At 30.4% G+C, this 12,567-nt stretch carries 12 protein-coding genes; 1 reads left to right on the forward strand and 11 read right to left on the reverse strand.

Annotation, left to right across the window (positions count from 1 at the left end; translation table 11 throughout):
• Positions 1-32: 32 nt before the first annotated feature.
• Genes G551_RS0108745 through G551_RS0108760 form a run of 4 tightly spaced genes read right to left on the reverse strand, consistent with a single transcriptional unit; the run spans position 33 to position 4,553 of the window.
• Entirely contained in the window at positions 33-1,442 is a 1,410-nt protein-coding gene (locus G551_RS0108745; protein ID WP_027885219.1) for a UDP-glucose 6-dehydrogenase, read from the reverse strand.
• Entirely contained in the window at positions 1,443-2,573 is a 1,131-nt protein-coding gene (locus tag G551_RS0108750) for a glycosyltransferase (RefSeq protein ID WP_027885220.1), read from the reverse strand.
• On the reverse strand, positions 2,560-3,783 hold the full coding sequence (locus G551_RS0108755; protein ID WP_027885221.1) for an O-antigen ligase family protein: 1,224 nt from the start codon (positions 3,781-3,783) through the stop codon (positions 2,560-2,562). Before G551_RS0108755 ends, G551_RS0108750 begins: the two co-directional genes overlap by 14 nt.
• Positions 3,750-4,553, reverse strand: coding sequence for a glycosyltransferase family 2 protein (locus G551_RS0108760; protein ID WP_027885222.1), 804 nt, complete (start codon positions 4,551-4,553; stop codon positions 3,750-3,752). The genes G551_RS0108755 and G551_RS0108760 overlap by 34 nt, the downstream gene beginning before the upstream one ends.
• A gap of 108 nt (positions 4,554-4,661) precedes the next feature.
• Between G551_RS0108760 and G551_RS0108765 the strand changes: the two genes are divergently transcribed.
• Positions 4,662-5,762: a polysaccharide pyruvyl transferase family protein gene (locus G551_RS0108765; RefSeq protein WP_036243575.1), complete on the forward strand. Its 1,101-nt coding sequence runs from the start codon at positions 4,662-4,664 to the stop codon at positions 5,760-5,762.
• Between the two features lie 14 nt (positions 5,763-5,776).
• On the opposite strand, the gene G551_RS0108770 is transcribed toward G551_RS0108765, so the two are convergent.
• From G551_RS0108770 to G551_RS0108800, 7 genes are all read right to left on the reverse strand, one after another.
• Positions 5,777-7,180 (reverse strand): O-antigen ligase family protein, encoded by a 1,404-nt coding sequence (locus G551_RS0108770; RefSeq protein WP_027885224.1) that lies wholly within the window; start codon positions 7,178-7,180, stop codon positions 5,777-5,779.
• Complete coding sequence (locus G551_RS0108775) at positions 7,180-8,406, reverse strand: hypothetical protein (protein WP_027885225.1); 1,227 nt, start codon at positions 8,404-8,406, stop codon at positions 7,180-7,182. The genes G551_RS0108770 and G551_RS0108775 overlap by 1 nt, the downstream gene beginning before the upstream one ends.
• 16 nt (positions 8,407-8,422) lie before the next feature.
• Complete coding sequence (gene cysQ, locus G551_RS0108780; RefSeq protein WP_027885226.1) at positions 8,423-9,184, reverse strand: 3'(2'),5'-bisphosphate nucleotidase CysQ; 762 nt, start codon at positions 9,182-9,184, stop codon at positions 8,423-8,425.
• A 16-nt stretch (positions 9,185-9,200) separates the two neighbouring features.
• Positions 9,201-10,457 carry a sulfate adenylyltransferase subunit 1 gene (locus G551_RS0108785; RefSeq protein WP_027885227.1) on the reverse strand — a complete coding sequence of 419 codons (1,257 nt, stop codon included), beginning with the start codon at positions 10,455-10,457 and terminating at the stop codon, positions 9,201-9,203.
• Positions 10,458-10,597: 140 nt separating this feature from the next.
• Positions 10,598-11,503: a sulfate adenylyltransferase subunit CysD gene (gene cysD, locus G551_RS0108790; protein WP_027885228.1), complete on the reverse strand. Its 906-nt coding sequence runs from the start codon at positions 11,501-11,503 to the stop codon at positions 10,598-10,600.
• Positions 11,496-12,101: an adenylyl-sulfate kinase gene (cysC, locus tag G551_RS0108795; protein WP_027885229.1), complete on the reverse strand. Its 606-nt coding sequence runs from the start codon at positions 12,099-12,101 to the stop codon at positions 11,496-11,498. The genes cysD and cysC overlap by 8 nt, the downstream gene beginning before the upstream one ends.
• Complete coding sequence (locus tag G551_RS0108800) at positions 12,094-12,567, reverse strand: DUF2061 domain-containing protein (protein ID WP_027885230.1); 474 nt, start codon at positions 12,565-12,567, stop codon at positions 12,094-12,096. Before G551_RS0108800 ends, cysC begins: the two co-directional genes overlap by 8 nt.

A 12,567-nucleotide genomic window follows, 5' to 3' on the forward strand; every position in this document is an offset into this window, starting at 1 on the left:
TAAATGAACTTTCTTTTCTGCTTGCTTAACTATTATTCTTTACCGCTTCCTATTTTATAACAAACAAAACCAATTTCTTCTAACTCTTCAATATTTAGTAAACCTCTTCCGTCAAATAAAAATGCAGGTTTTTGCATTTGGTCGTAAAGTTTTTTCCAATCGTAGGTTTTAAATTCATCCCACTCGGTAAGAATAGCAATGGCGTGAGCATCTTTACAAGCTTCGTATGCGTCTTCATAAACAGTAATCCCTTCTCTATTTTCTTCAGAAGAACGTGTATTTAAATAATCTACATCGGCATAGATTTGTTCTTCTGAAACTTTAGGATCGTAAACTGCTACATTAGATTGCTCACTTAATAATTCATCTGCCACATAAATAGCAGCTGATTCTCTAGTGTCGTTAGTATCTTTTTTGAATGCCCATCCTAAAAATGCAATTTTTTTACCTGAAACTGTATTGAAAAGAGTGCTTATGATATTATGAGCAAAACGTCTTTTTTGATGATCATTCATCGTGATGACTTGCTCCCAATAATCGGCAACTTCATTTAAACCATACGTTTTAGCAATATAAACAAGGTTTAAAATATCTTTTTGGAAGCAAGAACCTCCAAAACCAACCGATGATTTTAAGAATTTAGGTCCGATACGAGAATCCATACCAATTGCTCTGGCAACTTCATTTACATCGGCTCCGGTTTTTTCACATAATTCTGAAAGCGCATTAATTGAAGATACACGTTGTGCTAAAAATGCATTGGCAGTTAGTTTTGATAATTCTGAAGACCAAACGTTCGTAGTTAAAATATGATCTCTTGATACCCAATTAGCATAAACACTCACCAGTGCTTCCATAGCTTCTTTTCCTTCTTCAGTAGAAGTGTCGCCACCTACTAAAACACGGTCTGGAGCTAATAAATCTTCAACAGCGGTACCTTCAGCTAAAAATTCTGGATTTGAAAGAATTTGGAACTTTACATCACTTCCGTTTCCTGTATTGTCTAAAATACTTTTTATCGCTGAAGCGGTTCTCACAGGAAGTGTAGATTTTTCAACTACAATTTTATCGCTTTTTGAAACACGTGCAATTTGTCTTGCACAAAGTTCGATGTATTTTAAGTCGGCTGCCATCCCTTTACCTTTTCCGTAGGTTTTGGTGGGTGTGTTTACCGAAATGAAAATCATATCTGCTTTATCGATGGCTTCATCTACTGCTGTAGAGAAAAATAGGTTTCTACCACGTGCTTCTTCTACCACTTTATCTAAACCAGGCTCGTAAACCGGAAGTTTACTTAGGTCCTTGTCATTCCAAGCGGCTATTCTTTTTTCATTAATATCGACCACAGTTACGTTGATGTGCGGACATTTTTGAGCAATTACAGCCATGGTTGGACCTCCTACATAACCTGCACCGATACAGCAAATATTTTTAACTTCCATTTATCTTTTTCTATTATTAATATAAATTTTTTCTAATTTTTTTATAGTTACTTCAATATTAAAGAATTGATTAAACTTTTGGAATGAGTTTTTCTCAAAAGTTTTTCTTAAATCATCATTTTCGAGAATTGTTATAATTTTTTCTTTAAAATCTTGAACGTTATTTTCAAAAATAACAAAACCATTTTGATTGTGCTCGATTAAATCTCTATTTCCATCTGCATCGGTAACCACACAAGCTTTACTTAAAGCTAAACTCTCTATAATTGAATAAGGTAATCCTTCATACCTAGCTGTTGAAATATATAGACTTGAATTTTTAATAATATGAAAAATATCTTCCCTTTTTGTCCATTCTAACAAAGTGATATTGTCTTTAAGTTGATAACTTTCTATCTTTTGCTTTACAGCTTCTAAGTTTGGGGAATGGAAGCCCACTCCCATTAAAACAAGATGAATATCTTTTATGCTTTTTTTTACTTCTGCAATCACCTCTACCATGAACTCAATATTCTTTTGATACGAAGGGCGCCCTACAGAACAAATATAATTTTTAGGCCAAGTTTCTTCTATTGTTAAATCTTGTACAGAATTTATTGGTTTAATTGAATTACTGAAAACTTCTACTCTATTTTCAGGATAACCAACCTCATCAATTGCCCGGTTCTTTTCTGAATATGATGAAGCAAGTATTTTATTATTAAGCTTCGCGGCTAATTTTTCTATTGAAAGAAATATTCCCTTTTTGAAACCATTTTGTGCGCTTAAATATGAATAAGCTTGTGGGGTATGTAAAACTGGTATTCCTACCATAAAACCCGAAATTTTGCCTAAAACACCACCCTTTGCACTATGAGCGTGAATTAGATCTGGTTGTTCTAAACTTAGAATTTTTTTTATTCTTCTTAAAGATTTAAAATCTTTAATCAAAGATATATTTCTTAAAATAGGAAGTCGATAGGTTTTTATTGTCTTATTATTTTTATCGGAATATGGCTTATCTGTATCTTCTATACCATGTATGATAACATTTTCAAACTTATCGGGGTTAATACTTTCTAGGATTAATCGTAAAGATACATCTACACCTCCAACGGCGTGTAATATGTGAACAATTTTAGTTTTTTCCATTTAATGTTCTTCTGCTATATAAAGCTGTAAAAATACCAAACAAATAACAGCCAAGCTGCCTGTGTAAAACATTTTCTACCATAAAAAATGCAAAGAAAAGAATTAATATAACTTTTACTTCGAAGGTTCCATTAGAAAACCAACCAATCCAAAAGACACTTAATAAAAGTATAAATGGAATAATACCTCCCACTAACAAAAAATCTAAAAATTGATTATGTGTATTAAATCTTTTAAGTAGGTAATATTCTTTTTTACTAGGGTTTTTAATTGTTGAGGAATAACAATTAGCCAACTCACTTTCAACATTTTTATAATTCCCTAATCCTATAAAAAGATTCATTTTATTTGAAACTATCTCATATGAACATGGCCATATTACAAATCTAGGCTCATAAACTTTTAATAGATGTTTAGTTTTATCAATATCATTAGTGATTTTCATTCTCTCTAAAAGATTATCGCTTAAGCCCATTGCAATAAAAATTGTTACTATTGCAGCAATTCCGAAACCGAGTTTATGATATTTTTTTATGTTATGGTTTTTAATTAAAAAAACAAACATTATTAAGGCGCATAGCAGAATACCAAGCCTCGCCGATATATATATGTTAAATGCTAATAAAATAATAGCCAAAATATAATAGTCATAACGCCCTTTAGATTTTCTAGCATTATTTAAACATATATACAATCCCAATGTATTCAAAAAACCAAAATAAGGTCTCTCTAACCACAATAACTCATTTACCAAACTTCCGTTTGCTAATAAAAAGTCTGGATGTTCTAAAATATATAACCATATTTCTAATGAAGAACCTATTACGGCAGTAAAAATGCCACCTAAAAAAGCATATTCTAGGTATTTTATATTTTTAGCTTGAGTAAAAAATATAAAAATCACAAATATCATTGAAAATTTTAAAAAAATACTGGAATCTATATTATTACTGAAAAAATATGACCTTAAAAAAATGATCATTATTGTAAAAAAAAACATTAATAAATATCTTGGTATAATCTTATTTATATTTCTAAAATTTAGAATAAATAAAACTCCAAGAAATGGCAATAATATATTAGGTAGTGCTACTGAGATTGGAATAAAAAACAAAAATAAACCACACAAAAAATCGTAAAAATTTTGTTTTTTTTTAAACAATTTTTTTTTGTTAGTTATCGTTGAAAATTTGTGTACGTTAAAAAACATCTTCTTAAAAATTTTAATAAAGAAAAAAAGTAAATACTAACAAATTCAAATTCATTTATGAATTTTTTCTTATACGCAAAATAGATAGTTTTCAATTCACCCTGTTCCATTTTAAACAGATTAGAGCTCAAGCCTGAGTGTCCGAATGTTGGCTTTCCACCACCTGTTATTACTAAACTTTCATTCAATAAATATGCATTATAGTTTGCAATAATTCTCATGAAATATTCAAAATCCTCAGAATATTTTAAATTTTCATTAAAATATCCTACTTTATTAATTATTTCTTTTCTAAAAACTACAGTTGGAGTTATCATGAAGTTTTTTAGTAAAAATAATTTTATAGAAATTTTATTTAATCTCTCGAATTTGTATTTAAAAAAATAATTAAATTTTTCATTATTTCGATTACAAGCAAGCATATAAATTGATGTTGATTTATTCATTACTTCCATCTGTCGCAGAAGTTTTTCTCTTTTCCAAACATCATCACTGTCTATAAAAGCTATATAATCACCCTTAGCTCTTTTTAATCCAAAATTTCTCGCGCTAGAAACTCCTTGGTTAGATTGTTTGAAATAATTTATATCTAAATTTGGATGTAGTTTTTTAAATTCTAAAATTTTTTCTTCTGATTTATCAAAAGATCCATCATTAACTATAATTATTTCAAAATTTTTATATAATTGAATAGCAATAGAATTTAACGTAGCGTTAATTGTGTTTTGAGCATTATGCACTGGCAAAATAACACTTACAAATTCATTCATAGATCTTTTTTTAACAAATATATTATTCGTAGTTAGATTTAAAACTATTAATTTTCAGATTGTATAGTTTTTAATTTATTTTGCGTGAAATTATCTTAAAGTTTTTTGATGAAAATAGTATATGAAGGTTATTATGGATATAAAAATGCGGGGGATGATTCCTTTGTAGAAGTTTGTGCGTGGGGGGCAAAAAAATATTGGTCTTGTGAAAATAATTTTTTTGTAGGTAAAGACCTTCCGCAAACTTTAAATAATATAAAAACAGAAAATAAAATTCCATACCTTAAAGGTTTAGATAGGTTAAAAATGTTTTTAGCATTCAACAAAGCAAACTTTATAATTTCTGCAGGAGGATCTACATTTTCAAAAATACCATATCATTCTAATAAATCATTAGCGAAATTTTATTCGGATTTTTCTAAAACTAAATTAGGGGCAATGGGTGTTTCTTTAGGACCATTCAAAAACTCTAAAGAGGAAAACATTGTAAAAGACTATCTTAGGTCGCTTTCTTTTTTGTCATTAAGAGATACAGTTTCTTACAATTATGCTAAAAGTATTGATAATCTACCATACGTCCCAATTAAAGCTTTCGACTTAGCTGCATTATTGCCATTAGTTTACAATTACAATGAACCAAAAAATAATGAATTCAGTGAAAAAAAAGTTTTAGGAATTAGTATCTGCAATTATGAAAGTTATAGTATGGGAGATATTAACAAAGAACAAAAAAGAAACCTTTTTTTTGAGGAACTTATAATGCTCTTTTCACACAAAACAAATATAATTTTTAAGGTTTTTATTATAAACGACCACCCTACTCTTGGAGACCGAAAAATCAGTAATGAATTAATTAGAAATATTCCATCAGAAAGAGTTACCATCGTTAACTACAAAAAAAATTTAAAAAAAACTTGGTTAGAAATATCCTCTTGTGATTGCATGATTTCTACTAGATTGCACGCCAGCATTTTTGCATGTTATGCAAAAATTCCTTTTTTTTTGATAGAATACCACCGGAAATGTGCTGATTTTTTAGATGATGTAGGTCAAACGAAAAAATATAGATTATACGATGCTGATATTTCTCCTAATGAAGCCTTTAGTATAATTTCAAGAGCCATCTTTGAAAATTATATTTACCCGAAAAATATAAAACTAACTATGGATTTAGCTAAAAAAAATTTTACAGAAACTCTTTTTGATTAATAAAAGTATATAATTTATTTTTTAATAAACTTTACAGATTTACTTCTCTCTTTTAAATTGTTTATTATACACATTAAGATAACAATGTTTATCCAAAAAGCATATATTCTAAAAGTATCTATCTGTAGAAAATTAATGCAAAGTCCTATGAAAGATATTATTAGAATAATAGATAAATCTTTATAAATACCTTCAGTACTATTATAAATTTTAAACAGCGAATAGAAAATGGATACAATTAATAACAAGAAAATCAATGCACCAACTAAACCTAATTCTGTGTATATTCTGATATATAAGTTGTAACCTGGAGGAAAAGACTCTAATTTTTCATTCTTATACATTAACTCAAACTCGTAATTATCTTTAGTTGCCCAATTAGGATAAAAAAACCTATTATGATAAGCCTGTTGTCCAAAACCTACTCCTAAAATAGGGTTTCTTTTTGCAACTTGTAATGAAGCGTACTGAATACCTAATCTAGATTTATTTGAGACCGATTCGGTAAGATTTTGTTTAAAGTCTAAGGAATTTATTTTTTCCTCAACAGAATCTAATACCCTATTAGGGTAAATAATTATCAATGAAAATGAAGTTAGAAATATACCAAGTAATATTGCGATTGCATATTTTATATTTTTCAGGTTAGAAAATAAAAAAAATAAAAAGCATATAAATTGAAAACTAACTACGGCCAATGCTGTTCTAGAACCTGAATAAAAGGTTAAAACTAAAATTAAAGCTGTAGGTAAGTATTTAAGTAGACCTTTAGATGTGATTATATAGCTAAACATCCAACCCGCTATACTAATAAGATAAATTGCTAAAAAAGGTGGCTCATAAGATACGGCAGAAATTCGTTCTGAAACAACTTTTACTTCTAAAAATGGGAAATAACTGAATAAATTTAAAACCGGTCTAACTTGTGAAATTTTAAAAACCACTAATAGAATTTCGAGAAACCCATAGATAGAAACAAATATTAATGAAATAGTAAAAACTTTTCTTATAGATTTCAAAATAGATTCTATTGTCATCTTAGATAAAACTGCCCAATAAAATAAGAGAAAGAAAAAAGAAGATATTATAATAGAACCATATTGCCTTATAAATCGATTACTTCCAGATGTCTTTTTAAAATAGTTTTCTAAAACGCTAGGAATATTTAATACAGTTCCTAATAAACACCAAAAAAGAAAAAAAATGATAATTTGAAAAATGAAATTTTTATATGGAATTGAAATTTTGAATGTTAAAAGAACCTTCAGAATACATAAGATGAAACCACTAAAAAAAAAATAAGCTGCAGATTCATTTCTAAATTCACCTAAATAATTGACTCCTTCGAAAGAATTAAAGGGAATAAAAAAAAGACCTAATAAAAATAAATATTTATTTAATTTTTCTAAAACTGCCACTATCTTTTTAGTTTTTTATAATTATAGAATATATATATACAAAAGATAAGAGTTGAAAAAAAGTTTGACATAGCTATAATTAGATCTTGATTATTAAAGCTTTTTAAAATTGTAATTGATATCAACATCACTAAAGATGCTAAAATATGACCAACAAATATAGTTTTTGTTATTTCTCTAGACTTTAAAGCCACAGAAAAAAGCTTAGTGGATACTAAAATTATCTGCACAGCAAACATAAAAATATATACGTATAAACCACTACCATATTTAGATGCATAAATATAGTTGTAAGAGAATAAACCTATTGGAAATGCCGCAATAAACAAAAACAAAATTATTGGAAATTTTTTCTTGTAAATTTTTCTTACTAATTCTGTCACGTCATTTGATGTTGAGAATATAGGCTTAAAATAGTTTTCTAAGGTTATAGTTAAGATTGTAAAAACTCCCATGAGGTTTTGTAATATCCTTACTTTTCCAATAGCTAAATCTGAAAAATTTAGAAATTTTGCATATAAATAAATCCCTTGATTATATGCCCAAAATGATATTCCTCCAATAACTAACCATTTTGAATATTGAAAGTGAATATCTGATACTAAACGAATGGAAATACTTTTTTGCTTAGGTTTTATTGAATTTGATTTGTAATAATAAACGTTAAAAAACAAATAAATTGCAGGAATAATGAACGAAACTCCATAAATATTACAAATAATATTAATATTTAGCGGCCTACAAATAAATATTAAACTAAAGAAAAATAGGTTTAAAATTATTGTTGATAAAAAACTTCTAAAAATTAATCCATTTTTTATAGAATAACAAAATCTCCTCAAGATATCATAAGAAGATACCCCAAAACTCAAAAAAATAAAGCTATAAAGTTTTGTTGCTGTTACTTGTTTTTCAATAAAAAAATATATAATTGTAGATAATAGAACAACTATAATTATATTTAAAATTAGGCATATTGAACTATAACTTCTAGCGAGACCTGACCATTTTTTTGAATAATAAATTAATATTGGTGAGGAAATTGTAATTGAAGTAAACAATGTTAAAAACACACTGTAACTATATAATATTACAAAATCACTAAATAGTGATTTTTCTAAAACAGATGACAAAACAAAGATAGATCCAAAATTAAGTAATGATAGTAGACCTTGATCAACTATACTTAAATTCTTTTCTACTTTTTTTATTACTACACTTATCAATCTATATTTTTTAATCTTATCGCTTCACCAAAAAGTGTGGATTCAGTAAATTTTCTTTATTGTAACGAAGCGGTTTATCGTCTTCCATATTGATCACTTCTAAGTCTAAACCTTTTAAAACCGCATGAGCTGCTGCAGTATCCCATTCCATAGTTGGAGCGAAGCGTGGGTAAATATCGGCTTCACTATCTGCGATCAACATAAATTTTAAAGAGCTTCCCATCGATACGGTCTGCGCATTATCAAATTTATCAATATAATTAGCTGTCTCGTCATTTAAGTGTGATCTTGACGCAACTATACGAACTGTGTCTGTTTCGTTCTCTATAAGCTCTAATTTATGCTGCGGATCCATATTTTCACCCATATAGGCTCCAAGATCTTTTCCGCCGAAATAAAGTTTATCTAAAACCGGTGCATAAACGACTCCTAAAATAGGTTCATTTTTATGTATTAACGCAATGTTTACAGTAAACTCACCATTTTGTTTGATAAATTCTTTAGTACCGTCTAAAGGATCGACCATCCAGAAATATTCCCAGTCTTTTCGCTCTTCGTAAGGAATGTCTTTTCCTTCTTCAGATAAAATAGGAAAATCGGTATGTTCTTCTAATTTTTTGACAATCACCTCGTGTGCTAAGCGATCTGCTTTAGTCAACGGACTATCATCTCCCTTTTTTTCCACATTAAAATCATCAGAGTTATATACTTCTAAGATTTCTATTCCTGCATCCCTCGCTGCATCTATTATAATTGGGAGATATTCTTTTAGTTCCATAGCTTTTTTTTTCTTCTTATATAATCATCCCGGCAGCAACCGTTTCATTGGTGCTTTCATCAATTAAAATGATGCTTCCGGTATTTCTGTTTTCTCGGTAATCGTCGGTCATTAATGGCTTAGTAGTTCTTAATTTCACTCTACTAATATCATTCATTTTTAATGACTTGTCTTCTGTATTTCTATTATAGGTATTGATATCGATTTTATACACTACTTCTTTAATCATCGCTCGTTGCTCGTTAGAAGTATGCATGACCGTATATTTTGCTCTCGGCTTCGCTTCATCTGTATTTAACCAACATAACATCGCATCGATATCTTGTTTAGGTTCCGGTTGGTTATTCGTTTTCACGATCATATCTCCACGGCTAATGTCAATATCATCTTCCAACGTAATAGCCACAGACATTGGTGCAAATGCTTCTTCTAATTCACCTTCGTCTGAATGTACTGCTTTGATGGTTGAAGTAAATCCTGAAGGTAAAATAGTTACCTCATCTTTTGGTCTAAAAATTCCACTGGCAACTCTTCCGGCATAACCTCTAAAATCGATAAAACCTTCGCGTTGTGGCCTTAATACGGTTTGTACAGGAAAACGCGCATCTACTTTATTGATATCACTGCTAATATGAAGGGTTTCTAGTTCGTGCAATAAAGGTGAACCTTGGTACCATTTCATATTTTCTGAACGATTCACCACATTATCTCCTAGCAACGCACTAATCGGTATGTAGCGTACGTCTTTAATCAATAATTTAGATGAAAACTCTTCGAACTGACCAACGATATCATTATATACTTCTTCTGAATAATCTACCAAATCCATTTTATTGATACATACAATAATGTGCGGAATTTGAAGTAAAGAAGCGATAAATGTATGACGCTTAGTTTGTTCTATAACACCGTGACGCGCATCGATTAAAATAATCGCTGCATTTGCTGTTGAAGCTCCAGTCACCATATTTCTGGTATACTGAATGTGTCCCGGAGTATCTGCAATGATAAACTTACGTTTAGGAGTCGTAAAATAGCGGTAGGCTACATCGATGGTGATCCCTTGTTCACGTTCATCTTTTAAACCATCGGTAAACATGGCTAAATCGACGCCTTCGTGACCTTTTTTCTTACTAGAGTTTTCTACTGCTTCGATCTGATCTTCAAAAATAGATTTTGAATCGTATAAAAGTCTACCGATTAAGGTACTTTTTCCGTCGTCTACACTCCCGGCAGTTGTAAATCTTAGTAATTGGTTTTTATCTATTTGCATTGGTTTAAATTTTAAGCTTACCAATTTTGCAGTGATCTCGAAATTATTGTTTCTCTACAAGCTATTGGTAAAAAGGTGTTTTTTTTGAAAAACTTTATCAATTAATCATAATATATTCACAAAACAAAAAAGGCAATTTTCTAGAAATAACCTTCTCTTTTTCTGTCTTCCATTGCGGTTTCAGAACGTTTATCATCAGAACGATTTCCACGCTCGGTTTGACGCATCGTTGAAACTTCTAACGCAACTTTCTCTAACGTATCGGCATCACTTTCAATACCACCGGTAATGGTAATATCTCCTAAAGTTCTAAATCTAATTTTCTTAGTAACGATCTCTTCGTGTTCTTCTAACTTCAAGAATTCTGAATTCGGAATCCAAGAACCGTTTCTCATCACCACTTCTCTTTCGTGTGCTAAATACAAAGAAGGAATTTGAATGTTTTCACGCTGAATGTAATTCCAAACATCCATCTCGGTCCAGTTACTAATTGGGAAAGCTCTAAAGTGTTCACCTTCAAAATGTTTTCCGTTGAGTAAGTTCCAAAGTTCCGGACGCTGGTTTTTAGGATCCCATTGCCCGAAATCGTCACGATGTGAGAAGAAGCGTTCTTTTGCTCGTGCTTTCTCTTCATCACGACGCCCACCACCAATCGCACAATCTATTTTGTTCTCTTCAATCGCATCTAAAAGCGTGGTGATCTGTAAAGCGTTACGCGTTGCATTTTTTCCTTTTTCTTCCTGAACGCGACCTTTATCGATCGATTCTTGAACCGAACCTACGATTAATCTTGCGCCTAAACTTTCAATAAGATCATCTCTAAATTTGATGGTTTCCGGGAAGTTATGGCCGGTATCTACGTGCATTAACGCAAATGGAATTTTACACGGGTAAAATGCTTTTTTTGCCAAATGAGTTACTAAAATGGAATCTTTTCCTCCGGAAAAAAGGATCACCGGATTTTGAAATTGTGCGTAAACTTCTCGCAATATGTAAATTGCTTCCGATTCTAATTCGTCTAAATAATTTAAATAATATTTACTCATGACTTGGCAATTCTAGTTTTGTTTTAATTTGATCCATAATAATTTGTATGGATTCTGCTATGGTTTCTTTTTCAGAATTTACAATTACATCAGGATTTTCAGGCTCTTCGTAGGGAGCGCTAATTCCTGTAAAATTCTTTATTTCTCCGTTTCTGGCTTTTTGGTAAAGTCCTTTTACATCACGCTTTTCACAAGCTTCTACACTTGCTTTTACATAAATTTCGATAAAGTTCTCTTTACCAACAATTTGCTTGATCTTTTCTCGGTCTTTTTGTAAGGGAGAAATGAAAGCCGCTAAGGTAACAACTCCTGCATCGATAAACAACTTTGCAGCTTCTGCGATTCGTCTAAGGTTTTCTTTTCTACCTTCCGGCGTAAAATCTAGATCGGTATTTAAACCTCTTCTAATATTATCGCCATCTAAAACATAGGTTCGTAAACCTTGCTCGTGCAGCGCCACTTCTACCTGATTGGCTAAAGTAGATTTTCCTGAACCGCTAAGCCCTGTAAACCAAATTAATAAACTGTTATGTTTATTTTGTTTTCTACGATGCTCAACGCTTACATTATAATCTTGCTGAATAACGTTCTTATTCATTTTCTTTATTTTTTGCTGAAGTTTTAACTTCTTCATAATACGTAATCCCGAAATTAGTTTTATACCACAAACGTTCGTGAACGTAATATAAAATCATCTTAGTTATTACTTCAGTTACTCCTATTTTCATACCGATATAAGGATCACCTGAAATTGCCCAACCTAACAAAGTGGTATCTAAAGTGCCTATAATTCTCCAAGTAATAGTTTTGGCTATGTGGCGTTTTCTACTATTTAAGAGTTCTTTTTTCTTGTTAAGATCTGCTTTTGCCCAAATGCGTTCATGAAAATAATACAGTACCGGTTTGGTGATCAATTCCGCCGTACCTAACATCATTCCGGTTTCAGAATTATCGATCACCGAACCTAAGAAAATAGTATCCAACGTCCCTAAAGTCCGCCAAGTGACGGCCTTCGCAATATGACGCTTTTGTGCTATTTTTACCTTCCTATTCTTCTCTTCCAT

It is taken from the genome of Mesonia mobilis DSM 19841 (genome assembly GCF_000423405.1).
GTDB classification, from domain to species: Bacteria; Bacteroidota; Bacteroidia; order Flavobacteriales; family Flavobacteriaceae; genus Mesonia; species Mesonia mobilis.